Source organism: Citrobacter sp. wls613 (genome assembly GCF_005281195.1).
GTDB lineage: Bacteria > Pseudomonadota > Gammaproteobacteria > Enterobacterales > Enterobacteriaceae > Citrobacter > Citrobacter gillenii.
On record NZ_SZXN01000056.1, the window covers coordinates 171,312 to 196,660 of the forward strand.

The 25,349-nt window shown below is 55.8% G+C and carries 27 protein-coding genes; 22 read left to right on the forward strand and 5 right to left on the reverse strand.

Features of this window, described 5'->3' with window-relative positions:
- Positions 1 to 9 precede the first annotated feature (9 nt).
- The 10 genes from FDX01_RS10905 to eutR all read left to right on the forward strand — a co-directional run bounded on the left by FDX01_RS10905 (position 10) and on the right by eutR (position 10,830).
- Complete coding sequence (locus tag FDX01_RS10905) at positions 10 to 1,413, forward strand: aldehyde dehydrogenase family protein (protein WP_137399767.1); 1,404 nt, start codon at positions 10 to 12, stop codon at positions 1,411 to 1,413.
- Positions 1,414 to 1,425: 12 nt separating this feature from the next.
- Positions 1,426 to 2,265 (forward strand): ethanolamine utilization protein EutJ, encoded by an 840-nt coding sequence (gene eutJ / locus FDX01_RS10910; RefSeq protein WP_096756229.1) that lies wholly within the window; start codon positions 1,426 to 1,428, stop codon positions 2,263 to 2,265.
- Complete coding sequence (gene eutG / locus FDX01_RS10915) at positions 2,255 to 3,442, forward strand: ethanolamine utilization ethanol dehydrogenase EutG (protein ID WP_137399768.1); 1,188 nt, start codon at positions 2,255 to 2,257, stop codon at positions 3,440 to 3,442. The genes eutJ and eutG overlap by 11 nt, the downstream gene beginning before the upstream one ends.
- Before the next feature lie 123 nt (positions 3,443 to 3,565).
- Positions 3,566 to 4,813: an ethanolamine utilization protein EutH gene (gene eutH / locus FDX01_RS10920; RefSeq protein WP_096756231.1), complete on the forward strand. Its 1,248-nt coding sequence runs from the start codon at positions 3,566 to 3,568 to the stop codon at positions 4,811 to 4,813.
- Positions 4,810 to 6,213, forward strand: a complete 1,404-nt coding sequence (gene eutA, locus FDX01_RS10925; RefSeq protein ID WP_115257819.1) for an ethanolamine ammonia-lyase reactivating factor EutA — start codon at positions 4,810 to 4,812, stop codon at positions 6,211 to 6,213. The genes eutH and eutA overlap by 4 nt, the downstream gene beginning before the upstream one ends.
- 11 nt (positions 6,214 to 6,224) lie before the next feature.
- Positions 6,225 to 7,586 carry an ethanolamine ammonia-lyase subunit alpha gene (gene eutB / locus FDX01_RS10930; protein ID WP_096756233.1) on the forward strand — a complete coding sequence of 454 codons (1,362 nt, stop codon included), beginning with the start codon at positions 6,225 to 6,227 and terminating at the stop codon, positions 7,584 to 7,586.
- Positions 7,587 to 7,606: 20 nt separating this feature from the next.
- The gene (eutC, locus tag FDX01_RS10935; RefSeq protein WP_096756234.1) at positions 7,607 to 8,503 is read left to right on the forward strand and encodes an ethanolamine ammonia-lyase subunit EutC; all 897 of its coding nucleotides are present in this window, start codon (positions 7,607 to 7,609) and stop codon (positions 8,501 to 8,503) included.
- Positions 8,504 to 8,512: 9 nt separating this feature from the next.
- On the forward strand, positions 8,513 to 9,172 hold the full coding sequence (gene eutL, locus FDX01_RS10940; RefSeq protein ID WP_096756235.1) for an ethanolamine utilization microcompartment protein EutL: 660 nt from the start codon (positions 8,513 to 8,515) through the stop codon (positions 9,170 to 9,172).
- Between the two features lie 11 nt (positions 9,173 to 9,183).
- On the forward strand, positions 9,184 to 9,729 hold the full coding sequence (gene eutK, locus FDX01_RS10945) for an ethanolamine utilization microcompartment protein EutK (RefSeq protein ID WP_096756236.1): 546 nt from the start codon (positions 9,184 to 9,186) through the stop codon (positions 9,727 to 9,729).
- A gap of 48 nt (positions 9,730 to 9,777) precedes the next feature.
- A complete protein-coding gene (gene eutR / locus FDX01_RS10950; protein WP_115257821.1) occupies positions 9,778 to 10,830 on the forward strand; it encodes an HTH-type transcriptional regulator EutR in 1,053 nt (350 codons plus the stop codon).
- A gap of 87 nt (positions 10,831 to 10,917) precedes the next feature.
- Here the strand turns inward: eutR and hemF are convergent, their stop codons facing one another.
- Positions 10,918 to 11,835, reverse strand: a complete 918-nt coding sequence (hemF, locus tag FDX01_RS10955; RefSeq protein WP_137399769.1) for an oxygen-dependent coproporphyrinogen oxidase — start codon at positions 11,833 to 11,835, stop codon at positions 10,918 to 10,920.
- Positions 11,836 to 11,837: 2 nt separating this feature from the next.
- The gene (amiA, locus tag FDX01_RS10960; protein WP_117343548.1) at positions 11,838 to 12,707 is read right to left on the reverse strand and encodes an N-acetylmuramoyl-L-alanine amidase AmiA; all 870 of its coding nucleotides are present in this window, start codon (positions 12,705 to 12,707) and stop codon (positions 11,838 to 11,840) included.
- A 212-nt stretch (positions 12,708 to 12,919) separates the two neighbouring features.
- Between amiA and FDX01_RS10965 the strand changes: the two genes are divergently transcribed.
- From FDX01_RS10965 to cysM, 10 genes are all read left to right on the forward strand, one after another.
- Entirely contained in the window at positions 12,920 to 13,345 is a 426-nt protein-coding gene (locus tag FDX01_RS10965; RefSeq protein ID WP_096756240.1) for a GNAT family acetyltransferase, read from the forward strand.
- Positions 13,332 to 13,781 carry a DUF2919 domain-containing protein gene (locus FDX01_RS10970; protein ID WP_115257824.1) on the forward strand — a complete coding sequence of 150 codons (450 nt, stop codon included), beginning with the start codon at positions 13,332 to 13,334 and terminating at the stop codon, positions 13,779 to 13,781. The genes FDX01_RS10965 and FDX01_RS10970 overlap by 14 nt, the downstream gene beginning before the upstream one ends.
- A 60-nt stretch (positions 13,782 to 13,841) precedes the next feature.
- Entirely contained in the window at positions 13,842 to 14,417 is a 576-nt protein-coding gene (locus tag FDX01_RS10975; protein ID WP_096756242.1) for an RpoE-regulated lipoprotein, read from the forward strand.
- A 93-nt stretch (positions 14,418 to 14,510) separates the two neighbouring features.
- Positions 14,511 to 15,410 carry a porphyrinogen peroxidase gene (gene yfeX, locus FDX01_RS10980; protein WP_096756243.1) on the forward strand — a complete coding sequence of 300 codons (900 nt, stop codon included), beginning with the start codon at positions 14,511 to 14,513 and terminating at the stop codon, positions 15,408 to 15,410.
- A gap of 198 nt (positions 15,411 to 15,608) precedes the next feature.
- On the forward strand, positions 15,609 to 16,400 hold the full coding sequence (gene ucpA / locus FDX01_RS10985) for an SDR family oxidoreductase UcpA (protein WP_137399770.1): 792 nt from the start codon (positions 15,609 to 15,611) through the stop codon (positions 16,398 to 16,400).
- A gap of 157 nt (positions 16,401 to 16,557) precedes the next feature.
- The gene (cysP, locus tag FDX01_RS10990) at positions 16,558 to 17,571 is read left to right on the forward strand and encodes a thiosulfate/sulfate ABC transporter substrate-binding protein CysP (RefSeq protein WP_135911640.1); all 1,014 of its coding nucleotides are present in this window, start codon (positions 16,558 to 16,560) and stop codon (positions 17,569 to 17,571) included.
- A complete protein-coding gene (gene cysT, locus FDX01_RS10995; RefSeq protein ID WP_096756246.1) occupies positions 17,572 to 18,405 on the forward strand; it encodes a sulfate/thiosulfate ABC transporter permease CysT in 834 nt (277 codons plus the stop codon).
- Positions 18,405 to 19,280, forward strand: coding sequence for a sulfate/thiosulfate ABC transporter permease CysW (gene cysW / locus FDX01_RS11000; protein ID WP_137399771.1), 876 nt, complete (start codon positions 18,405 to 18,407; stop codon positions 19,278 to 19,280). The genes cysT and cysW overlap by 1 nt, the downstream gene beginning before the upstream one ends.
- Positions 19,270 to 20,367, forward strand: coding sequence for a sulfate/thiosulfate ABC transporter ATP-binding protein CysA (cysA, locus tag FDX01_RS11005; RefSeq protein ID WP_137399772.1), 1,098 nt, complete (start codon positions 19,270 to 19,272; stop codon positions 20,365 to 20,367). Before cysW ends, cysA begins: the two co-directional genes overlap by 11 nt.
- Before the next feature lie 118 nt (positions 20,368 to 20,485).
- On the forward strand, positions 20,486 to 21,397 hold the full coding sequence (cysM, locus tag FDX01_RS11010; RefSeq protein ID WP_115257828.1) for a cysteine synthase CysM: 912 nt from the start codon (positions 20,486 to 20,488) through the stop codon (positions 21,395 to 21,397).
- A 91-nt stretch (positions 21,398 to 21,488) separates the two neighbouring features.
- Here the strand turns inward: cysM and FDX01_RS11015 are convergent, their stop codons facing one another.
- Together FDX01_RS11015 and ptsJ are read right to left on the reverse strand one after the other, a co-directional pair.
- Positions 21,489 to 22,205, reverse strand: a complete 717-nt coding sequence (locus FDX01_RS11015) for a type 1 glutamine amidotransferase (RefSeq protein WP_137399773.1) — start codon at positions 22,203 to 22,205, stop codon at positions 21,489 to 21,491.
- A gap of 13 nt (positions 22,206 to 22,218) precedes the next feature.
- Positions 22,219 to 23,511 carry a transcriptional regulator PtsJ gene (gene ptsJ / locus FDX01_RS11020; protein WP_137399774.1) on the reverse strand — a complete coding sequence of 431 codons (1,293 nt, stop codon included), beginning with the start codon at positions 23,509 to 23,511 and terminating at the stop codon, positions 22,219 to 22,221.
- A gap of 82 nt (positions 23,512 to 23,593) precedes the next feature.
- Between ptsJ and pdxK the strand changes: the two genes are divergently transcribed.
- Both pdxK and FDX01_RS11030 read left to right on the forward strand, forming a co-directional pair.
- Entirely contained in the window at positions 23,594 to 24,460 is an 867-nt protein-coding gene (gene pdxK / locus FDX01_RS11025; RefSeq protein WP_137399775.1) for a pyridoxine/pyridoxal/pyridoxamine kinase, read from the forward strand.
- Complete coding sequence (locus tag FDX01_RS11030; RefSeq protein WP_137399776.1) at positions 24,457 to 24,696, forward strand: cytoplasmic protein; 240 nt, start codon at positions 24,457 to 24,459, stop codon at positions 24,694 to 24,696. The genes pdxK and FDX01_RS11030 overlap by 4 nt, the downstream gene beginning before the upstream one ends.
- A 138-nt stretch (positions 24,697 to 24,834) precedes the next feature.
- Here FDX01_RS11030 and crr read toward each other — a convergent pair whose 3' ends face one another.
- Positions 24,835 to 25,344 (reverse strand): PTS glucose transporter subunit IIA, encoded by a 510-nt coding sequence (gene crr / locus FDX01_RS11040; protein WP_049841435.1) that lies wholly within the window; start codon positions 25,342 to 25,344, stop codon positions 24,835 to 24,837.
- Positions 25,345 to 25,349 lie beyond the last annotated feature (5 nt).

Genomic DNA, 25,349 nt, shown 5'->3' on the forward strand with positions numbered 1-25,349 from the left:
CAGAAAATCATGAATCAACAGGATATTGAACAGGTCGTGAAAGCGGTGCTGCTGAAAATGAAAGACAGCAGCCAACCCGTCAGTGCCGTTCAAGAAATGGGCGTATTTGCCTCCCTGGATGACGCAGTGGCGGCAGCAAAACTGGCACAGCAGGAGCTGAAAAGCGTCGCTATGCGCCAGTTGGCCATCGCGGCTCTACGTGAAGCAGGCGAAAAACACGCCAGAGAATTAGCGGAATTTGCCGTCAGTGAAACCGGCATGGGACGCGTTGAAGATAAATTTGCCAAAAACGTGGCGCAGGCACGCGGCACGCCGGGCGTGGAATGCCTGTCTCCACAGGTACTGACCGGCGATAACGGCCTGACGCTGATTGAAAATGCGCCGTGGGGCGTGGTGGCATCGGTAACGCCGTCCACCAACCCGGCCGCGACCGTCATTAATAACGCCATCAGCCTGATTGCGGCGGGTAACAGCGTGGTCTTTGCGCCGCATCCTGCTGCAAAAGGCGTTTCTCAGCGTGCGATCGGTCTGCTTAACCAGGCGGTAGTCGCTGCGGGTGGTCCGGCAAACCTGCTGGTGACCGTTGCCAATCCGGATATCGAAACCGCTCAGCGTCTGTTCAAGTACCCAGGCATCGGCTTGCTGGTGGTGACCGGCGGCGAAGCGGTGGTGGAATCTGCGCGTAAGCACACCAACAAACGTCTGATTGCCGCAGGTGCGGGTAACCCACCGGTGGTGGTGGATGAAACCGCCGATCTGGCGCGCGCCGCGCAGTCCATCGTTAAAGGTGCGTCGTTTGATAACAACATCATCTGCGCCGATGAAAAAGTCCTGATCGTCGTGGATAGCGTTGCCGACGAGCTGATGCGTCTGATGGAAGGTCAGCACGCGGTCAAGCTCACCGCAGCTCAGGCTGAGCAATTGCAGCCGGTGTTGATGAAAAACGTCGATGAACGCGGTAAAGGCACGGTTAGCCGTGACTGGGTCGGGCGCGATGCGGCCAAAATCGCCGCGGCGATCGGCCTGAATGTCCCGGAGCAAACCCGCTTGTTGTTCGTCGAAACCTCAGCCACACATCCGTTTGCGGTAACTGAACTGATGATGCCGGTGCTGCCGGTGGTGCGGGTGGCTAACGTTGACGAAGCCATTGCGCTGGCGGTCACGCTTGAAGGTGGTTGCCACCATACGGCGGCGATGCACTCACGCAACATCGATAACATGAACCGTATGGCTAACGCCATCGATACCAGCATTTTCGTCAAGAACGGACCGTGCATTGCCGGTCTTGGGCTTGGCGGTGAAGGCTGGACCACCATGACCATTACTACGCCAACCGGGGAAGGGGTGACCAGTGCGCGCACGTTTGTCCGCCTGCGTCGCTGTGTATTGGTGGATGCGTTTCGCATCGTATAAGGAGTGAAAGAGATGGCGCATGACGAACAACTGTGGCTCACACCCAGACTGCAAAAAGCAGCAACGCTGTGTAACCAGACGCCGGCCGCGAGTGATTCACCGCTGTGGCTCGGCGTTGATTTGGGGACCTGTGATGTGGTGTCGATGGTTGTCGACAGTGAAGGACAGCCGGTTGCGGTTTGTCTGGACTGGGCCGACGTCGTGCGTGACGGCATCGTCTGGGATTTTTTCGGTGCAGTGACCATTGTTCGTCGCCATCTCGATACGCTCGAACAACAACTGGGTTGCCGCTTTACCCACGCGGCAACCTCGTTCCCGCCAGGAACGGACCCGCGTATCTCCATTAACGTGCTGGAGTCTGCCGGACTTGAGGTTAGCCATGTGCTGGATGAGCCCACCGCCGTGGCGGATCTACTTCAGCTGGATAACGCAGGCGTGGTGGATATCGGCGGTGGGACGACCGGTATTGCCATCGTGAAGCAGGGCAAAGTGACCTATTCCGCCGACGAAGCGACCGGTGGGCATCACATTTCTCTGACGCTGGCTGGGAATCGTCGTATTCAACTGGAAGAAGCCGAGCAGTACAAGCGCAGCAACGGCAAGGAAATCTGGCCGGTAGTGAAGCCGGTTTACGAAAAGATGGCGGAAATTGTCGCCCACCATATTGCCGGGCAGGGCGTCATGGATTTATGGCTGGCCGGTGGGTCCTGTATGCAGCCGGGGGTTGATGAGCTGTTCCGTAAGCGTTTCCCGGAGCTGCAGGTGCATTTACCGCAGCACAGTCTGTTTATGACCCCGCTGGCGATTGCCAATAGCGGAAAAGTAAAAGCGGAAGGAATCTATGCAAGCTGAATTGCAGACCGCGCTCTTTCAGGCATTCGATGCCCTGAATCTACAACGCGTAAAAACGTTCAGCGTTCCACCGGTCACGCTATGCGGACTGGGAGCGCTCAGCACCTGCGGACAGGAAGCGCAAACGCGCGGGCTGACGCACATGTTCGTTATGGTAGATAGCTTCCTGCATGAAGCGGGAATGACCGCCTCACTGGAACGCAGCCTGGCGATGAAAGGCGTGGCGATGACGCTGTGGCCGTGCCCGGTCGGTGAGCCGTGCATCACTGACGTTTGCGCGGCGGTCGCACAGTTGCGCGAGTCAAAATGTGACGGCGTTGTGGCCTTCGGCGGCGGCTCGGTACTGGATGCCGCCAAAGCCGTCGCGTTGCTGGTAACCAACCCAACGCAGACACTGGCTGATATGACGGAAAACAGCGTGCTGCGTCCTCGTTTACCGCTGATTGCCGTGCCAACCACCGCCGGGACCGGGTCAGAAACCACCAACGTCACGGTGATTATCGATGCCGCTACCGGACTGAAAAAAGTGCTGGCCCACGCCACGCTGATGCCGGACGTCGCCATTCTCGATGCGGCGGTAACGGAAGGCGTACCGCCGCACGTGACGGCAATGACTGGCATCGATGCACTCACCCACGCTGTTGAAGCCTACAGCGCGCTGAACGCGACACCGTTTACCGACAGCCTGGCAATTGGCGCGATTGCGATGATCGGCAAGTCGCTGCCTAAAGCGGTGGGTTACGGCCATGACCTGGCGGCGCGCGAAAGCATGTTACTGGCTTCCTGTATGGCGGGGATGGCTTTTTCCAGCGCAGGTTTGGGCTTGTGTCATGCGATGGCTCACCAGCCAGGTGCTGCGCTGCACATCCCGCACGGGCAGGCTAACGCCATGCTGCTTCCTACGGTAATGGGCTTTAACCGCATGGTGTGCCGTGAACGCTTCAGCCATATCGGCAGAGCGTTAACCAATAAGAAATCAGACGATCGTGACGCTATCGGCGCGGTAATTGAGCTGATCGCTGAAGTGGGCCAGACCAAACGGCTCGCTGACGTGGGCGCGAAACCTGAGCATTACAGTACCTGGGCGCAAGCCGCATTGAACGATATTTGTATACGTAGCAACCCACGAACCGCCACGCAGGAACAGATTATCGACCTGTACGCGGCGGCACAATAAGGCATACCAGGACGTAGGCCGGATAAGGCGTTCGCGCCGCCATCCGGCAACAACGCGACATCATTGCCTGATGGCGCTGCGCTTATCAGGCCTACTAAGCACCTGGCAAATGGAGATAGGGCTATGGGAATTAACGAAATCATCATGTACATCATGATGTTCTTTATGCTGATTGCCGCCGTGGACAGGATCCTGTCGCAGTTCGGTGGTTCAGCGCGTTACCTCGGTAAGTTTGGTAAGAGCATCGAGGGATCGGGCGGTCAGTTTGAAGAAGGTTTTATGGCGATGGGCGCACTGGGTCTGGCGATGGTCGGTATGACTGCGCTGGCACCGGTACTGGCGCATGTGCTCGGACCGGTAATTATTCCGCTGTATGAAATGCTGGGCGCGAACCCGTCAATGTTTGCCGGAACGCTGCTGGCGTGTGATATGGGCGGCTTCTTCCTGGCGAAAGAACTGGCGGGTGGCGATGTGGCCGCATGGCTGTACTCTGGCCTGATCCTTGGGGCAATGATGGGGCCGACGCTGGTCTTCTCCATCCCGGTTGCGCTGGGAATTATTGAACCGTCAGACCGTCGTTATCTGGCTCTGGGTGTACTGGCCGGTATCGTGACCATTCCGGTTGGCTGTATCGCAGGCGGCCTGGTGGCAATGTACTCCGGGGTTGAAATCAACGGGCAACCGGTGGAGTTCACCTTCGCGCTGATTCTGATGAACATGATTCCGGTGCTGATCGTCGCCATCCTGGTGGCGCTGGGGCTGAAATTTATCCCGGAAAAAATGATTAACGGCTTCCAGATCTTCGCCAAGTTCCTGGTGGCGCTGATCACTATCGGCCTGGCGGCGGCGGTCATTAAGTTCCTGCTTGGCTGGGAGCTGATCCCGGGTCTCGATCCTATCTTCATGTCTGCGGGTGATAAGCCCGGCGAAGTGATGCGCGCCATCGAAGTGATCGGTTCTATCTCCTGCGTGCTGCTGGGTGCCTACCCGATGGTACTGCTGCTGACCCGCTGGTTTGAAAAACCGCTAATGAGTGTCGGCAACCTGCTGAAAATCAACAATATAGCCGCTGCGGGTATGGTGGCAACGCTGGCGAACAACATCCCGATGTTCGGCATGATGAAAAATATGGATACCCGCGGCAAAGTGATCAACTGCGCGTTCGCGGTCTCTGCAGCCTTCGCTCTGGGTGACCACTTAGGTTTTGCCGCCGCGAACATGAACGCCATGATATTCCCGATGATTGTCGGCAAGTTGATTGGTGGTGTGACGGCGATTGGCGTAGCGATGATGCTGGTGCCAAAAGACGAAAATGTTCCGGCCGTTGTTGACGCGGAAACTGCAGAAGCAAAAGCGGAGGCGCAATCGTGAATACTCGCCAGCTACTGAGCGTCGGTATCGATATCGGCACCACCACCACTCAGGTGATCTTCTCCCGCCTTGAGCTGGTTAACCGTGCGGCAGTGTCGCAGGTGCCGCGCTACGAATTTATCAAACGCGAAATTAGCTGGCAAAGCCCGGTCTTCTTCACACCCGTCGATAAGCAGGGCGGGTTGAAAGAGGCTGAACTTAAAGCGCTGATCCTGGCCCAGTATCAGGCGGCGGGTATTGCGCCGGAAACGGTTGATTCCGGCGCGATCATCATTACCGGAGAAAGCGCGAAAACTCGCAACGCCCGTCCGGCGGTGATGACGCTCTCCCAGTCGCTGGGTGACTTCGTGGTGGCCAGTGCCGGTCCGCACCTGGAATCGGTGATTGCCGGTCACGGTGCCGGTGCACAAACTCTGTCTGAGCAGCGTCTGTGCAGCGTGCTGAATATCGACATCGGCGGCGGGACGTCAAACTACGTACTGTTTGATGCCGGAAAGGTCAGCGGCTCTGCGTGCCTGAACGTCGGGGGACGACTGCTGGAAACTGACGGTCAGGGGCGCGTGGTCCATGCGCACCAGCCGGGACAGATGATCGTCGACGAGGTGTTTGGTGCCGGTACCGACGCCCGAACGCTCAATGCCGCACAGCTTGTCCAGGTCGCGCGGCGAATGGCGAATCTGATCGTGGAAGTGATTGACGGCACGCCTTCTGCCCTGGCGCAGGCGCTGATGCAAACCGGTTTACTGCCTGCGGGCGTGAAACCGGATGTGATTACGCTTTCCGGAGGAGTGGGCGAGTGCTACCGCAACCAGCCTGCCGATCCGTTCTGTTTTTCTGACATTGGACCGCTGCTGGCGACGGCGCTGCATGAACATCCGCGCTTGCGTGAGATGAACGTGCAGTTCCCGGCGCAAACCGTGCGCGCCACGGTGATTGGCGCCGGGGCGCATACGCTGTCGCTGTCGGGCAGCACCATCTGGCTGGAAGGCGTGGCACTTCCGCTGCGCAATCTGCCGGTGGCGATCCCGGTTGACGACGCTGATTTGGTGGCGGCCTGGCAGCTGGCGCTGGTGCAGCTCGATCTTGATCCGAAAACAGACGCCTATGTGCTGGCGCTGCCCGGGTCGCTGCCGGTGCGCTACGCCGCGCTATTAACGGTCATCGACGCGCTGCTGGCCTTTGTCGCGCGTTATCCGAATCCGCATCCCCTGCTGGTGGTAGCCGAGCAGGATTTTGGTAAAGCCCTGGGCATGCTGTTACGCCCACAGTTACAGCAACACCCGCTGGCGGTCATCGATGAGGTGATTGTCCGGGCGGGGGACTATATCGACATTGGTACGCCTCTTTTTGGCGGATCGGTTGTGCCGGTGACGGTGAAATCACTCGCATTTCCTTCCTGAGGGAACGACTTATGAAACTAAAGACCACATTGTTCGGCAATGTTTATCAGTTTAAGGATGTAAAAGAGGTGCTGGCCAAAGCCAACGAACTGCGTTCGGGGGATGTGCTGGCAGGTGTCGCCGCGACAAGCTCACAGGAGCGCGTGGCGGCCAAACAGGTGTTGTCGGAAATGACGGTGGCGGATATTCGCAACAACCCGGTGATTTCCTATGAAGAGGACTGCGTCACGCGTCTGATTCAGGATGACGTCAACGAAACAGCCTATAACCGCATCAAAAACTGGAGCATCAGTGAGCTGCGCGAGTACGTGTTGAGTGATGAAACCTCTGTCGATGACATTGCGTTTATGCGCAAAGGGTTAACGTCAGAAGTGGTCGCTGGGGTGGCAAAAATTTGCTCCAACGCGGACCTGATCTACGGCGGCAAAAAAATGCCGGTGATCAAAAAAGCCAACACCACGATCGGCTTGCCGGGCACCTTCAGCTGCCGTTTGCAGCCGAACGACACCCGTGACGATGTGCAGAGTATTGCCGCGCAAATCTACGAAGGGCTTTCTTTCGGTGCGGGCGATGCGGTGATCGGCGTTAACCCGGTAACCGATGACGTGGAGAACTTAAGTCGCGTACTCGACACCGTGTATGGCGTGATCGACAAATATAACATTCCTACTCAGGGCTGCGTGCTGGCGCACGTTACTACCCAGATCGAAGCGATTCGTCGCGGCGCGCCGGGCGGGCTGATTTTCCAGAGTATCTGCGGTAGCGAGAAAGGCTTGAAAGAGTTCGGCGTTGAGCTGGCGATGCTGGACGAGGCGCGTGCAGTGGGCGCTGAATTCAACCGTATCGCCGGGGAAAACTGCCTGTACTTTGAGACCGGGCAGGGGTCTGCGCTTTCTGCTGGCGCTAACTTCGGTGCCGATCAGGTGACGATGGAAGCGCGTAACTACGGGCTGGCACGCCACTACGATCCGTTCCTGGTGAATACCGTTGTCGGCTTTATCGGGCCAGAGTATCTCTACAATGACCGCCAGATTATTCGCGCCGGTTTAGAAGATCACTTCATGGGCAAGCTGAGCGGCATTTCGATGGGCTGTGACTGTTGTTACACCAACCATGCCGATGCTGACCAGAACCTCAATGAAAACCTGATGATTCTGCTCGCCACTGCAGGCTGCAACTACATCATGGGCATGCCGCTCGGTGACGACATCATGCTCAACTATCAGACCACCGCGTTCCACGACACCGCGACGGTGCGCCAGTTGCTGAACCTGCGTCCGTCGCCGGAGTTTGAACGCTGGCTGGAAAACATGGGCATTATGGCAAACGGTCGCCTGACCAAACGGGCGGGCGATCCGTCACTGTTCTTCTGATGACGCGGGGATGACACACGATGGATCAAAAACAGATTGAAGAAATTGTACGCAGCGTAATGGCGTCAATGGGTGAGTCACAACCGCAGGCTCAAGCGCCGTCAGCGGAAGTGAAATGCAGCACCACGCAGTGCGCCGCACCAACGGGCGAAAGCTGTGCCATGGATTTAGGATCGCCGGAAGCGAAAGCGTGGATTGGCGTTGAAAACCCGCACCGCGCAGAAGTGTTGACGGAGCTGCGTCGCAGCACCGCTGCACGTGTCTGTACCGGTCGTGCTGGCCCGCGTCCGCGTACCCAGGCGCTGCTGCGCTTCCTGGCTGACCACTCACGCTCGAAAGATACCGTGCTGAAAGAGGTGCCGGAAGAGTGGGTGAAAGCACAAGGCTTGCTGGAAGTGCGCTCGGAAATCAGTGACAAAAATCTGTACCTGACCCGCCCGGACATGGGCCGTCGTCTGAGTGCGGAAGCGATTGAAGCGCTGAAATCCCAGTGCGTGGCGAACCCGGATGTCCAGGTGATTGTCTCTGATGGGCTGTCTACGGATGCCATCACCGCCAACTACGAAGAGATTCTGCCGCCATTGTTGTCTGGATTAAAACAGGCTGGGCTGAAGGTTGGCACGCCGTTCTTTGTCCGCTATGGCCGCGTGAAAATCGAAGATCAGATTGGCGAGCTGCTGGGTGCGAAAGCGGTGATCCTGCTGGTCGGTGAACGTCCGGGCTTAGGCCAGTCGGAAAGTCTTTCCTGCTACGCGGTCTATTCACCGCGCGTGGCGACTACCGTTGAGGCCGACAGAACCTGTATTTCCAACATTCACCAGGGCGGTACGCCACCGGTCGAAGCGGCTGCGGTAATCGTGGATTTGGCCAAACGCATGCTGGAGCAAAAAGCGTCCGGCATCAACATGACCCGTTAAGGAGGCATCATGCCAGCATTAGATTTGATTAGACCTTCAGTTACCGCCATGCGCGTGATTGCCTCGGTAAATGACGGTTTTGCCCGCGAACTTAAATTACCGCCACATATACGTAGCCTCGGACTCATCACAGCAGACTCTGATGACGTGGCGTATATTGCCGCAGACGAAGCGACAAAACAGGCAATGGTCGAAGTGGTTTATGGCCGCTCGCTGTATGCCGGTGCGGCGCACGGACCTTCTCCAACGGCAGGTGAAGTGTTGATTATGCTCGGTGGACCTAACCCGGCGGAAGTTCGCGCGGGTCTGGATGCGATGGTGGCCAATATTGAAAATGGCGCCGCGTTCCAGTGGGCCAATGATGCAGAAAATACGGCTTTCCTGGCACACGTGGTATCGCGTACCGGTTCATACCTTTCTGCTACGGCGGGATGCGTACTGGGCGATCCGATGGCTTATCTGGTGGCTCCGCCATTAGAAGCAACCTACGGGATTGATGCTGCGCTGAAATCTGCCGATGTACAGATTGTTACCTACGTGCCGCCACCGTCAGAAACCAACTACTCGGCGGCGTTTTTAACCGGTAGCCAGGCAGCCTGTAAAGCAGCCTGTAACGCCTTCGCTGATGCTGTTCTGGATATTGCCCGTAATCCTGTCCAGCGCGCGTAAGAGAGGTTGCAATGATCAATTCACTGGGATTACTGGAAGTGGATGGCATGGTGGCTGCTGTAGACGCGGCGGATGCCATGCTGAAAGCCGCGAACGTGCGTCTGCTTAGCCACCAGGTGCTCGATCCTGGCAGGCTAACGCTGGTGGTGGAAGGCGATCTGGCGGCGTGTCGTGCAGCGCTGGATGCCGGTTGTGCTGCTGCTGCGCGTACAGGACGTGTTATCAGCCGCAAGGAGATAGGACGGCCGGATGATGACACCCAGTGGCTGATCGGCGGTTTTACGCGCCAGCCGAAAAAACCAGAACCGAAGAAATCAGAACCGAAGCCGGAAGTGACATCAGACGTGAAAACAGAGAAGACGCAGGAAGCACCGGTGTCCTCTGAATCCTCTGACGAATTACTGGCGCTGTTAACATCGGTCCGTCAAGGAATGACGGCAGGGGAAGTGGCCGCGCACTTTGGTTGGTCACTTGATAAAGCCAGAATTGCGCTGGAACAGCTCTTTTCTGCCGGAGCGTTGCGTAAACGCAGTAGTCGCTATCGCTTAAAAAATTAACCTGTCGGAGGGCCGGGGGCTTCAGTGAAGCTTCCGGCTTCAAAGGTCATGAAAAAGAAACGTACTGCAAACCTGCACCATCTTTATCATGAAGTATTACCCGAAGACGTTAAACTTACGCCGAAAGTGGAAGTGGACAATGTTCATCAGCGGCGAACAACGGATGTGTATGAGCACGCGCTGACCATTACCGCCTGGCAGCAGATCTACGACCAGCTGCATCCAGGTAAATTTCATGGCGAGTTCACTGAAATCCTGCTTGATGATATTCAGGTGTTCCGTGAATACACCGGTCTGGCGCTGCGTCAGTCCTGTCTCGTCTGGCCAAATTCATTCTGGTTTGGCATTCCGGCTACGCGCGGCGAACAGGGGTTTATTGGCACCCAATGTCTGGGTAGCGCTGAAATTGCCACCCGTCCGGGCGGGACGGAATTTGAGCTGAGTACGCCGGATGACTACACCATTCTTGGCGTCGTGATCTCTGAAGAGGCGATCGCTCGTCAGGCTAACTTCCTGCACAACCCGGAAAGGGTGCTGCATATGCTGCGCAACCAGTCGGCGCTGGAAGTAAAAGAACAACACAAAGCCGCATTGTGGGGCTTTGTGCAACAAGCGCTGGCGACGTTTAGCGAGAATCCTGAAAATCTTCGCCAGCCTGCGGTGCGCAAAGTGTTAGGGGATAATCTGCTGTTGGCGATGGGTACCATGTTGGATGAAGCCCAGCCGATCATCACCGCCGAGAGTATCAGCCATCAGAGTTACCGTCGGTTGCTGTCGCGTGCGCGCGAATATGTGCTGGAAAATATGTCGGAGCCGCTGACCGTGCTCGACCTGTGCAATCAGCTGCATGTCAGCCGAAGAACCTTGCAAAATGCCTTCCATGCGATCCTGGGGATCGGGCCGAATGCCTGGTTAAAACGCATTCGTTTGAACGCAGTCCGCCGTGAGCTTATCAGCCCGTGGTCGCAGAGTACGACGGTAAAAGATGCCGCGATGCAGTGGGGATTCTGGCATTTAGGGCAGTTTGCCACCGATTACCAGCAGCTGTTTGCCGAGAAACCGTCGCTCACGCTGCATCAGCGTATGCGTCAGTGGGCGTGATGAGATTATTGAGTCGGATGCGACGCTTCGCGTTTTATCCGACCTACGGGACGGTGCCATTATTGAAGTTGTAGGCCGGATAAGGCGTTAGTCGCCATCAGGCAATGACACCCAGTCGCGCACCTGAATAAACTCGCTAAGGGCGGCTTCCGGGCTGTTCGCTTCCGGCTGCCAGTCATACTCCCAGCGCACCAGCGGCGGCATCGACATCAAAATGGATTCCGTACGCCCGCCAGTCTGTAGACCAAACAGCGTGCCGCGATCCCACACCAGGTTAAATTCCACGTAGCGTCCACGACGATAAAGCTGGAAGTTGCGCTCGCGCTCACCCCAACTCATCGCTTTGCGCCGCTCAACGATCGGCAGATACGCGTCGGTATAGCCTGTGCCAACTGCTCGCATAAAATCGAAACAGTGGTCGAAGTCCGGGGTATTTAAATCATCGAAAAACAGTCCGCCGATGCCGCGCTGTTCGTTCCTATGCTTAAGGAAAAAGTAGTCATCGCACCACTTTTTGTAACGCGGGTAAACGTCATCGCCAAACGGCTGGCACAGCTCAAGCGCCGTACGGTGCCAGTGAACGGCGTCCTCTTCAAAGCCGTAGTAGGGCGTTAAATCAAAGCCACCGCCAAACCACCAGACCGGATCGGCACCGGGTTTTTCGGCGATAAAAAACCGCACGTTAGCATGACTGGTGGGAATGTACGGGTTGAGCGGGTGCACCACCAGTGACACGCCCATCGCTTCAAAACTGCGCCCGGCCAGTTCTGGCCGATGTGCTGTCGCCGAGGCTGGCATCGCGTCACCATGGACATGGGAGAAATTCACGCCCGCTTGTTCAAAAATCCCACCGTTACGCAGCACCCGGCTGCGTCCGCCGCCACCCGCTTCGCGCTGCCAGCTATCTTCAACAAATTCAGCGCCGTCTACGGCAGACAGTTGCTGACAAATATCATCCTGCAGGCTGAGCAGGAACTGTTTAACGCGCTGGGCATCGGGCTTCATGATTAACGTTTCTTCGAGTGGGCTTTCTGGTTATCAAACCAGTGGAAATAGCTGATAACGCCATTGGCGATGGCTGTGGCAATTTTCTGCCGAAATGCCGTGGTGCCCAGCAGGCGTTCTTCTTCCGGGTTGGTAATAAATGAGGTTTCTACCAGCACCGAAGGAATGGACGGCGATTTTAGCACCACGAAGGCGGCCTGTTCTGTACTGCGGCTGTGCAGACGGTGTACTGGCTTGATCTTCTTCAGAATGTGCGACCCTAAGGTCAGGCTGTTTTTAATGGTGTCGGTCTGAACCAGATCGAACAGCACTTGCTGCAACAAATGATCTTTGTCGGTGGCTTTTTTCCCGGCGACTTCATCCGCGCGGTTTTCACGATCGGACAGATACTTTGCCATGGCGCTACTGGCGCCGCGGTTAGACAGAGCAAAGACCGACGCCCCCGCCGCGCTGGGGTTAGTAAAACCGTCAGCGTGGATGGACATAAACAGGTCGGCACCGTGCTTGTGGGCGATCTCGACGCGGTCGTAAAGCGGAATAAAGGTATCGCCGGAGCGGGTCAGCCGGGCATCGATCCCCTGGCTACGCAGGATGGAACGCACGTTTTTGGCAATCGCCAGCACCACGTGTTTTTCCTTCGAACCGTTGCGACCAATTGCCCCGGTATCAATGCCACCGTGACCCGGATCGAGAACCACAACGCGCTTTGCGCCTGATTTTTTCGCTTTCGGTTTACTGTGACCATTGCTGGTTTTTAGCGCTTCTTCTTTAGCGATAGCTGGCGACATACCTGACAGCGTCAGGGCAGCCAGCCCGGCTTTCAGCACCTGGCGGCGCGATGTGAGAGTTTTTAGTGGTTTAAAAGTGCTCATACGGCCTGAGTTGTAATAAATAAGTTCCAGATGTTATATCGTATCGCGTAGTCCGTTGCGACGGATCGGGATAATAATTGTTTTACTTTTCATTTCAATACGTGACAGTTGCCTATTATGCCATTTTTTACGCCGCTTCGCGTCAGATATTGGCTTAATCAGTTGTTCACGCCATAATCACTATTTTTAGGGCTAAAAAGGGTCTCAATACCATGGAGATACGCGTATTTCGCCAGGAAGATTTCGAAGAGGTTATCACCCTCTGGGAGCGCTGCGACCTGCTGCGTCCATGGAACGATCCGGAAATGGATATTGAGCGCAAGGTGAATCACGACGTCAGCTTGTTCCTGGTCGCTGAGGTGAACGGTGAAGTCGTTGGCACGGTGATGGGGGGTTACGACGGTCATCGCGGCTCAGCGTACTATCTTGGCGTACACCCTGAATTTCGTGCTCGTGGCATTGCGAATGCACTGCTCAGTCGGCTGGAGAAAAAGCTCATTGCCCGCGGATGTCCGAAGATTCAAATTATGGTGCGTGACGACAATGACATCGTGCTGGGCATGTATGAACGTCTGGGATATGAACATGCTGACGTACTCAATCTGGGCAAGCGCTTGATTGAAGATGAAGAGTACTGAGTTTCATCCCGCCGACTATGACGGTCACGGGCGTCTGCGCCTCCCTGTTTTGTTCTGGTGCGTGCTGCTGCTTCAGGCGCGTACGTGGGTGCTGTTTGTGATTGCGGGATCTTCTCGCGAGCAGGGCAACACCTTACTGAATTTGTTTTACCCCGATCACGATGCGTTCTGGCTGGGATTGCTCCCAGGTGTTCCGGCAGTGCTGGCATTTTTACTCAGCGGGCGGCGTTTTGCATTTCCTGCGCTGTGGCGCTGGCTGCGCGGATTACTGATTTTGGCCCAGTTGGCGTTGCTTTGCTGGCAGCCACTGCTGTGGTTGGGGGGCGATCCGGTCAATGGCGTTGGGCTGGCGCTGCTGGTAGCCGATGTTGTCGCCCTGGTCTGGCTACTGACTAACCCGCGTTTACGTGCCTGTTTTGCCATCGAAAAAGAATAACGGCACTTTTTTATGAAGCCGGACTCCAAGCAACGTTAATTAATAAAGAAAGGATGTGAGATGAAATCGCTGCGTTTGATGTTATGCGCGATGCCGCTGGTACTGACTGGCTGCTCGACGCTCTCGTCGGTGAACTGGTCCGCCGCAAATCCGTGGAACTGGTTTGGTTCTTCGACGGAAGTCACCGAGCAGGGGGTGGGACAACTCACTGCTGCGACGCCGCTGGATGAGAAAGCCATTGCCGATGCGCTGGACGGAGATTATCGCCTGCGCAGCGGGATGAAAACCGACAACGGCAATGTGGTGCGCTTTTTTGAAGCAATGAAAGAAGATAAGTTGGCGATGGTGATCAATGGCGATGGGGGGACCATCAGCCGTATTGATGTATTGGACGGCGATATTTCGTCAGCGTCCGGTGCAGAAATCGGTACACCGTTTAGTGACCTTTACACCAAAGCGTTCGGTAATTGCCAGAAAGCGACCGGCGATGATAGTGCAGGTGTTGAGTGTAAAGCTGAGGGAAGTCAGCATATTAGCTACATTTTTTCCGGTGAGTGGAGCGGTCCTGAAGGCATAATGCCGTCTGACGATACGCTGAAAGACTGGAAAGTAAGCAAAATTATCTGGCGGCGTTAATTTGCGTCTGAACAAATCGACAGACTAAAAAAACAGGTAGAATAACGCCCATCAATGCCACGAGGTCGTGGCATCTTTTTTTCAGGAGGAACAATGTCTCAGGTTCAGAGTGGCATTTTGCCAGAACATTGCCGTGCGGCGATTTGGATTGAAGCCAATGTAAAAGGCGACGTTGAGGCTTTGCGCGCTGCCAGCAAAACATTTGCTGATAAGTTGGCGACCTTTGAAGCAAAATTCCCGGATGCACATCTGGGCGCGGTTGTGGCTTTCGGTAACAAAACCTGGCGCACGCTGAGCGGTGGCGTAGGGGCTGAAGAGTTAAAGGACTTTATCCCTTACGGTAAAGGTCTGGCCCCGGCAACGCAGTATGACGTGCTGATCCACATTCTTTCTCTGCGTCATGACGTGAATTTCTCTGTTGCGCAGGCGGCCATGGACGCCTTTGGTGATTGCATCGACGTGAAAGAAGAGATCCACGGTTTCCGTTGGGTCGAAGAGCGTGATCTGAGCGGCTTCGTTGATGGTACGGAAAACCCGGCCGGGGAAGAGACGCGTCGTGACGTTGCGGTTATCAAAGATGGCGTGGATGCGGGTGGTAGCTATGTGTTCGTGCAGCGCTGGGAGCACAACCTGAAGCAGCTGAACCGCATGAGCATCCACGATCAGGAAATGATGATTGGTCGCACCAAAGAAGCCAACGAAGAGATCGACGGCGACGATCGCCCGGCCACCTCTCACCTGAGCCGCGTAGATTTGAAAGAAGATGGTAAAGGGCTGAAAATTGTCCGCCAGAGCCTGCCATACGGTACCGCCAGCGGTACGCACGGTCTGTACTTCTGCGCTTACTGCGCGCGCCTGCACAATATTGAGCAGCAACTGCTGAGCATGTTCGGCGACACCGACGGTAAACGTGACGCCATGCTGCGCTTCACCAAGCCGGTGACCGGCGGCTATTATTTTGCGCCATCGCTGGACCGCTTAATGGCGCTGTGAGAGTGCGTTGCCGGATGGTGGCATAACGCCTTCTCCGGCCTACACGCTGGCGTAAAATACATCTCCCCGCACCGTCGGGGATTTTTTTTACCTGAAATTAACCTGATTTAGTGAGCCATTTCGCAGCACTGATTTGTTAATGCTGTATCTTCTGCGTGAATGAAGCGGATGCTTCATATTCAAAAGGAGAATATTGAAATGGGAAAACTCACGGGCAAAACAGCATTGATTACGGGCGCATCTCAGGGTATTGGCGAAGGGATCGCCAGAACATTTGCCCGCCACGGTGCGAACCTGATCTTGCTGGATATCTCCGATGAGATTAAAAAACTGGCGGATGAGCTTGTTGGACGCGGTCACCGTTGTACAGCAGTTCATGCGGACGTCAGAGATTTTGCTTCTGTTACGGCGGCGGTAAAACGCGCGAAGAACATTGAGGGCAAAATCGATATTCTGGTCAACAACGCAGGCGTATGCCGTCTCGGCAGCTTCCTTGAAATGAGCGATGAAGATCGCGACTTCCATATTGATATCAACATCAAAGGTGTCTGGAACGTGACGAAAGCCGTTCTGCCGGAGATGGTTGCTCGCAAGGATGGGCGCATCGTGATGATGTCATCCGTCACCGGCGATATGGTCGCCGATCCGGGCGAAACGGCCTATGCACTGTCAAAAGCCGCGATTATCGGCTTAACCAAATCGCTGGCGGTGGAATACGCGCAATCCGGCATCCGCGTTAATGCGATTTGCCCCGGCTATGTCCGCACGCCAATGGCGGAAAACATCGCGCGTCAGTCTAACCCGGACGATCCGGAATCAGTGTTGACTGAAATGGCAAAAGCCATTCCGCTGCGTCGCCTGGCGTGTCCGCTTGAAGTCGGTGAACTGGCGGCGTTCCTGGCGTCTGATGAGTCCAGCTACTTAACCGGCACGCAGAACGTGATCGATGGCGGCAGTACCCTGCCAGAAAGCGTTAGCGTCGGCGTCTGAGTGATGCTTGTCTCCTCCCCGCGAACAGGGGAGGAGTTACCTCTTATTCTCTTTTCAACTTTCAAATCATCAAACGGTATATAAAACCGTTACTCCTTTTACTCCCGTTATAAATATGATGGCCATAAGAAAGTCATTAAATTTATAAGGGTGCGCAATGGCCGTTAACTTACTGAAAAAAAGAACTCTGACGCTGGCGGCGCTGCTGCTGGTCGGTCAGGCGCAGGCAACGGAACTGCTGAACAGTTCCTATGATGTGTCTCGTGAGCTGTTTGCCGCCCTTAACCCGTCGTTTGAACAGCAATGGGCGCAGGATAACGGCGGTGACAAGCTGACGATTAAACAATCTCATGCCGGGTCATCAAAACAGGCGCTGGCGATTCTGCAGGGGCTGAAAGCCGACGTCGTCACCTATAACCAGGTCACTGATGTGCAGATTCTGCATGACAAAGGAAAGCTGATTCCGGCCGACTGGCAAAGCCGTCTGCCAAATAACAGCTCGCCGTTCTATTCCACAATGGGCTTCCTGGTGCGCAAAGGTAACCCGAAAAATATCCATGACTGGAATGACCTGGTGCGTTCTGACGTCAAACTGATCTTCCCAAACCCGAAAACCTCCGGTAACGCGCGCTATACCTATCTAGCGGCGTGGGGTGCGGCGGCAAAAGCGGACGGCGGCGATAAAGCTAAAACCGAACAGTTCATGACCCAGTTCCTGAAAAATGTTGAAGTCTTTGATACCGGCGGTCGCGGTGCCACCACCACCTTTGCGGAACGTGGGCTGGGCGACGTGCTGATCAGCTTCGAATCAGAAGTGAACAACATTCGTAAGCAGTATGAAGCGCAGGGTTTCGAGGTCGTTATTCCTAAGACCAATATCCTCGCCGAGTTCCCGGTGGCGTGGATCGATAAAAACGTGCAGGCCAATGGCACTGAGAAAGCGGCGAAAGCCTACCTGAACTGGCTGTACAGCCCGCAGGCGCAGACCATCATCACGGATTACTACTACCGTGTGAATAACCCGCAGGTGATGGACAAGCTGAAAGATAAATTCCCGCAGACCGAGTTGTTCCGCGTGGAAGATCAGTTTGGCGCATGGCCTGAGGTGATGAAAACGCACTTTGTCAGCGGCGGTGAGCTGGACAAACTGTTGGCGGCGGGGCGTAAGTAAATGTTTGCTGTTTCCTCCCGACGCGTGCTGCCCGGCTTTACCTTAAGCCTGGGCACCAGCTTACTGTTTGTCTGCCTGATATTGCTGCTGCCGCTCAGTGCGCTGGTGATGCAACTGGCGCAAATGAGCTGGGCGCAATACTGGGAAGTGATTACCAATCCGCAGGTGGTGGCAGCCTATAAGGTAACGCTGCTGTCCGCGTTTGTGGCCTCGATCTTTAACGGCGTGTTCGGCCTGCTGATGGCGTGGATCTTAACCCGCTATCGCTTTCCAGGTCGCACGCTGCTGGATGCGTTAATGGACCTGCCGTTTGCGCTGCCTACGGCAGTGGCGGGCCTGACGCTGGCCTCGCTGTTTTCGGTTAACGGTTTTTACGGCGAGTGGCTGGCGAAACTGGATATTAAAGTAACCTACACCTGGCTCGGTATTGCGGTCGCCATGGCGTTTACCAGCATTCCGTTCGTAGTGCGTACCGTACAGCCGGTGCTGGAAGAGTTAGGCCCGGAGTATGAAGAAGCTGCGGAAACGCTCGGCGCCACGCGCTTGCAGAGCTTTCGTAAAGTGGTGCTGCCGGAATTATCTCCGGCGCTGGTTGCCGGGATCGCACTTTCGTTCACCCGCAGCCTGGGGGAATTTGGTGCGGTTATCTTCATCGCCGGGAACATCGCCTGGAAAACGGAAGTCACTTCGCTGATGATTTTTGTCCGCTTGCAGGAGTTTGACTATCCCGCCGCCAGCGCGATTGCGTCGGTGATCCTCGGGGCATCGCTGTTGCTGCTGTTTTCGATTAACACCCTGCAGAGTCGCTTTGGTCGACGCGTGGTAGGTCACTGATGGCAGAGATTACCCAATTGAAACGCTATGGCGCGCCCCGCATCAACTGGGGGAAATGGTTTCTGATCGGCACCGGTATGCTGGTCTCCGCGTTCATTTTGCTGGCGCCGATGATTTATATCTTCGTGCAGGCGTTCAGCAAGGGATTAATGCCGGTATTACAGAACCTGGCCGACCCGGACATGCTGCACGCCATTTGGCTAACGGTGCTGATTGCGCTGATCGCGGTACCGGTGAACCTGGTGTTTGGCGTGCTGCTGGCGTGGCTGGTCACGCGCTTTAACTTCCCCGGTCGCCAGTTGCTGCTGACGTTGCTGGATATCCCGTTTGCCGTGTCGCCAGTGGTCGCCGGTCTGGTCTATCTGCTGTTTTATGGTTCCAACGGCCCGCTCGGCGGCTGGCTGGATGAGCACAACCTGCAGGTGATGTTCGCCTGGCCGGGAATGGTGCTGGTCACGGTCTTCGTCACCTGTCCGTTTGTGGTGCGTGAGCTGGTACCGGTGATGTTGAGCCAGGGCAGCAATGAGGACGAGGCGGCTATTCTACTTGGCGCATCCGGCTGGCAGATGTTCCGCCGCGTGACCTTGCCAAACATTCGCTGGGCGCTGCTGTACGGCGTGGTGCTGACCAACGCCCGCGCGATTGGCGAGTTTGGCGCGGTATCGGTGGTGTCCGGCTCTATTCGCGGCGAAACCCTGTCTCTGCCTTTGCAGATTGAATTACTGGAGCAGGACTACAACACCGTCGGCTCCTTTACCGCTGCGGCGTTATTAACGCTGATGGCGATTGTTACCCTGTTTTTGAAGAGCATGTTGCAATGGCGTCTGGAGAACCAGGAAAAACGCGCGCAGCAGGAGGAAAATCATGAGCATTGAGATTGCCAATATTAAGAAGTCTTTTGGTCGCACCCAGGTGCTGAATGATATCTCACTGGATATTCCTTCAGGTCAGATGGTCGCGCTGCTGGGGCCGTCCGGCTCAGGCAAAACTACGCTGCTGCGCATTATTGCCGGGCTGGAGCATCAGTCCAGCGGGCATATTCGCTTTCACGGTACGGACGTCAGTCGTCTGCACGCCCGCGAGCGTAAGGTGGGGTTTGTATTCCAGCACTACGCGCTGTTCCGGCATATGACCGTCTTCGACAATATCGCCTTTGGTCTGACGGTCCTGCCGCGTCGCGAGCGTCCGAATGCGGCGGCGATCAAAGTAAAAGTCACCAAACTGTTGGAAATGGTACAGTTGGCCCATCTGGCAGAACGCTTCCCGGCGCAGCTTTCCGGCGGTCAAAAGCAGCGCGTGGCGCTGGCGCGTGCGCTGGCGGTAGAGCCGCAGATCCTGCTGCTCGACGAACCATTTGGCGCGCTTGATGCCCAGGTGCGTAAAGAATTGCGTCGTTGGCTGCGTCAGTTGCATGAAGAACTGAAATTCACCAGCGTGTTCGTTACCCACGATCAGGAAGAAGCGACGGAAGTGGCGGATCGCGTGGTGGTGATGAGTCAGGGTCATATCGAGCAGGCCGATGCGCCGGATCAGGTATGGCGTGAACCGGCCACCCGCTTTGTGCTGGAGTTTATGGGCGAAGTAAACCGCCTACAGGGCACCGTACGCGGTGGGCAGTTCCACGTTGGCGCGCATCGCTGGCCGCTGGGATATACGCCCGCGTATCAGGGACCGGTCGATTTGTTCCTGCGTCCGTGGGAAGTCGATGTGAGCCGCCGTACCAGCCTCGATTCGCCGCTGCCGGTACAGGTGCTGGAAGCCAGTCCGAAAGGTCACTACACCCAATTAGTTGTCCAGCCACTGGGGTGGTATAACGAGCCGCTGACGGTGGTGATGCAGGGCGATAACCCCCCAAGCCGCGGTGAACGTCTGTTTGTGGGACTGCAAAATGCGCGTCTGTATAACGGTGAACAGCGGATTGAAACGCGTGAAACCGAACTTGCTCTGGCACAATCCGCCTGATAGGTTAATTCGCATAGTTATCGCCCGGTGGCGCTATGCTTACCGGGCCTACGGGCTAAATCATGACCTGTAGGCCGGGCAAGCGCAGCGCCACCCGGCATTTTATTGAGCAGAAAACGTGAACACATTAGAACAAACAATTGGCAATACGCCTCTGGTAAAACTGCAACGTCTGGCGCCGGATAACGGCAGTGAAATTTGGGTCAAGCTGGAAGGCAATAACCCGGCAGGGTCGGTGAAAGATCGCGCCGCGTTGTCGATGATTGTCGAAGCGGAAAAACGTGGAGAAATTAAGCCTGGTGATGTGCTGATCGAGGCGACCAGCGGCAATACCGGGATCGCGCTGGCGATGATTGCTGCGCTGAAAGGCTATCGTATGAAGCTGTTGATGCCGGACAACATGAGTCAGGAGCGTCGTGCCGCGATGCGCGCCTACGGTGCTGAGCTGATTCTGGTTAGCAAAGAGCAGGGCATGGAAGGGGCGCGCGACTTAGCCCTGGAGATGGCTCAGCGCGGTGAGGGCACGCTACTCGATCAGTTTAACAACCCCGATAATCCGTATGCGCATTACACCACCACCGGGCCGGAGATCTGGCAGCAAACGTCAGGCCGTATCACTCATTTCGTTTCCAGTATGGGCACCACCGGCACCATTACCGGCGTGTCACGTTTTCTACGCGAGCAGGATAAACCCGTGACCATCGTCGGATTACAACCGGAAGAGGGCAGCAGTATTCCGGGGATACGTCGCTGGCCCGCGGAATATATGCCGGGGATTTTTAACGCTTCGCTGGTGGATGAAGTACTGGATATTCATCAGGACGACGCTGAGAAAACCATGCGTGAGCTGGCGGTTCGCGAGGGTATTTTTTGTGGTGTGAGTTCCGGCGGCGCGGTAGCCGGTGCGCGCCGTATAGCAGAGCAAAATCCTGGTGCGGTTGTGGTGGCGATCGTTTGCGATCGCGGCGATCGCTATCTCTCGACCGGCGTGTTCGGTGAAGAGCACTTCAACCAGGGATTAGGGATCTAATTTGTAGGCCTGATAAGCGTAGCGCCATCAGGCAAACATACGACACGATCGCCGGATGATGACGTAAAGCGTGTTATCCGGCCTGCAATGTTCAATCGTTACGTTTTTCTACCAGCAAATCAAGGAACTGCCACAACTTCTCGTTCATCTGCTGGTAGTTCCATTCACGCATTTCTGTAACGGATCGAATAAACGGTTTACCTTTGGCATCCGCCAGTTCCTGCTCTGAGTGCTGGATCAGTCCTTCAACCGCTTCGGCAGTGAATTCCATATGGCACTGGAAACCATAGACAAAATTACCGTACTGCACAATTTGTCGTGGGCAACCCTCGCTGGTGGCAAGAACCGTGGCCTGATCGGTTAACCCCGGCATATCGTTATGCCAGTGCCCGACCATCAGCGGTGAACCGAAGTGGGCGATCAGCGGATGCGTTTTACCTGCCTCGGTCAACGTAATGGGGTAATGACCAATCTCTTTTTCCGGGCTTTGACACACTCTCGCCCCCAGAGCCTCACCGATCAGCTGCGAACCGAGACAAATACCGACCACAATCTTACGCGCCGCAATCGCCTGGTTGATCAGGTGCTGTTCAGCCTGAGCATCAAAATATGGGCACTCTGCCAGCGTGGTACGCGGTGATTGCGGGCCACCGAAGACCACCAGCATATCGAAACCGTCGGTACTGGCGGGAACGGACTCTCCGGCGTAAACGCGCGACCAACTGATGGCGTAACCGCGTTCTTCGGCCCATGGCAGATATGCGCCAGCAGATTCAAATGACTCATGAATAACAAAATGAACTCGCATGTATTCTCTCCGGTTAGCGCTTCAGCGCCTGATGAATATCAGCCGCCAGCCTGGTAATGTCGTGGTCGTCTAATGTTGACAGCGTAATGCGCAGGCCGTGTGACGGCGCATTGATGCCAAATACTTCGCCTTCTCGTACCAGCCAGCCGGCTTTCGCCAGCGCGAAAGCGAGCGACTGGCTGTGGGTCTGTAGCGGCAGCCACAGATTCAGACCATCGCCAGCGGCAAGTTCAATGCCCTGTTGCTGAAGGGTCTGGCTTAGCTTTTGTTGCTGAGAGGCGTAAAACTGCTGAGTCTGCACCAACGTGCGCTGATAGTTCTCATCACTCAGACAGGCGCAGGCCAAATCCTGCAACAGGTGGCTGACCCACTGACTGCCGGCGTTGAGCCGCAGACGCAGTTTTGCCGAGGTATCGGGATCGCTGGCAACGATGGCGAGGCGTAGATCCGGGCCTAATGTTTTTGACATCGAACGGATGACTGCCCAGTGTTTTGTCTGCGGCGCAATCACCGGATACAACGGGGATGCGGACAGCAGGGCAAAGTGATCGTCGATAATCACCAGCGTTTGCGGGTAGCGTGACAGGATATCCTGCAACCGGGCGGCGCGGATAGCACTGAGGCTACAGCCGGTTGGATTGTGCGCGCGCGGGGTGATGATCACCGCCCGCGCTCCTTTCTGTAGCGCCAGCTCCAGCATGTCTGGCTGCATGCCTTCGCTGTCCACGCTGACCGGGCTTGCTGAGTACCCGGCATAACGCAGCATATTGATGCTGCTTAAAAAGCAGGGATCTTCGACGGCGACGCTATCACCCGGCAGCAAATGGGCGCACAGTAGCCGTTCGATGGCATCAATGGCGCCGCTGGTAATATCAATTTCACCTGGGCCGGGCAGGACATCCTGCATCCATTGCGTCGCCCACGTCTTAAGCCCAGGGGAGACGACCTCGTCGCCATACAAGCGGGGGTGTTTATTTATTTTCGCGAAATAGTGACTCAGGTCGGGGAGGCGTGAAGGCGCAGGATTGCCGCCGGAAAGGTCGGTTAGCGGTGTATCCGGATTCCCCCCTTCCAGCGCAACGGGCGAGGATACGCCCTTGATTACCGTGCCGTTACGTCCCTGGCTAAGTGCCAGTCCGGTAGTGACCAGGCGTTTATAGGCCGCTGCGACAGTATTGCGATTAACGTTTAATACCGTTGCCAGATCCCTGACCGGCGGCAGCGTGTCTCCTGCGACAAGTGCGCCTGTAGTGATATGTTGACGAATACTGTCAAAAATTTCGTTAGCGGTTTTTCCGTCGATCATTATTGACCTATGACAAAATGAATTTTAGCATATGACGATAATAGTGAGGCATCAGCCCGCTGTCCAGCGAGAGGAGAGGTTTATGGAGCAGGAGAGTGAAATACAGTCAGTGCTCTTCGATGACAAGCATCGGGCGTTACAAACCGATATCGTCGCCGTCCAGTCACAGGTGGTGTATGGCAGCGTAGGCAACAGTATTGCCGTGCCGGCCATTAAAGCGCATGGGTTACGGGTGACGGCGGTACCGACGGTGCTGTTCAGTAACACCCCACATTATGAAACCTTTTATGGCGGGATTATCCCCGGCGACTGGTTTAATGGTTATCTCACTGCTTTACATGAGCGCGATGCCTTACGTGAACTCAAGGCGGTAACGACCGGCTATATGGGAAGCGCAGAGCAGATAGCGCTGCTCGCACGGTGGCTGGAAACCGTTCGCGCCGCGCATCCAGAGCTGTGTATTCTGGTCGATCCGGTGATGGGTGATATCGACAGCGGGATGTACGTGAAGGCCGAGATTCCGGAGGCGTACCGCACGCACCTGCTCCCGCTGGCGCAGGGCGTGACGCCGAACGTGTTTGAACTGCAAATGCTGAGTGGAAAACCGTGTCGCACGCTCGATGAGGCGATTTTTGCGGCAAAATCTCTGCTTACCGACACGCTGAAATGGGTGGTAATAACCAGTGCGCCGGGTGATGTCGAGGAGGTGATCAACGTGGCGGTGGTGACGGCTGAAACGGTTGAGGTGTTAGCCCACCCGCGGGTGAAAACGGACCTCAAGGGAACCGGCGATCTGTTTTGCGCTGAACTGATAAGCGGTATCGTTGCAGGAAAAGCGCTTACCGCCGCCACACATGATGCTGCGCAGCGTGTGCTGGAAGTGATGACCTGGACCCACCTGTGCGGGTGTGATGAATTAATTCTGCCACCGGCAGGGGAGGCGCGATGAAGAGTTATCGGTTGGTGGTTCGCCAGCATGGACGTTTAGTGGGGCATTTCGAAACCAGCGGCACCGAGGCGCTGGAAGATATCTGCGTGGCGCGCGCGATGTTTGGTATTGCCGGCGGATATGACTGTGAACTGCTGGTGGCGGATTCAGAAAGACGGATGCTGGAAAGCGGGCCTGAAGGGATGAAAATTTTGATGCGTGAAGCGTGTTACCGCCCGATGACCTCGCAGATTTAATGCCGGATGGTGGCGTGAACGTCTTATCCGGCCTACGGTGCGAATTTCTTTGTAGGCCGGATAAGCGCAGCGCCATCCGGTAAAGTGCTGCCTGATTGCCGGATGGCAGCGTAAACGCCTCATCCGGCCTACGCAGAATTACTTCTTGATGCGGATAACCGGGGTTTCGCCCACGGTCACGCTACCGGACAGTTTGATCAGTTCTTTGATTTCGTCCATGTTGGAGATAACAACCGGCGTCAGGGTAGACTTGGCTTTTTCTTCCAGCAGTGCCAGATCGAATTCAATAACCGGGTCGCCCACTTTAACGCGTTGACCTTCTTCAGCAATACGCTTGAAGCCTTCGCCTTTCAGTTCAACGGTATCAATACCGAAGTGAACGAACAGCTCAATGCCGCTATCAGATTCGATAGAGAACGCATGGTTGGTTTCAAAGATTTTGCCGATGGTGCCGTCTACAGGGGCAACCATTTTGTTACCGGTTGGTTTGATAGCGATGCCATCACCAACGATTTTTTCAGCAAAAACTACATCCGGCACGTCTTCGATGTTGACGATCTCGCCAGAGAGCGGAGCTATAATCTCAATAGTTCCGGTGTCTTTCTTATCATCAGAAACCAGAGATTTCAGTTTATCGAACAAACCCATGATCT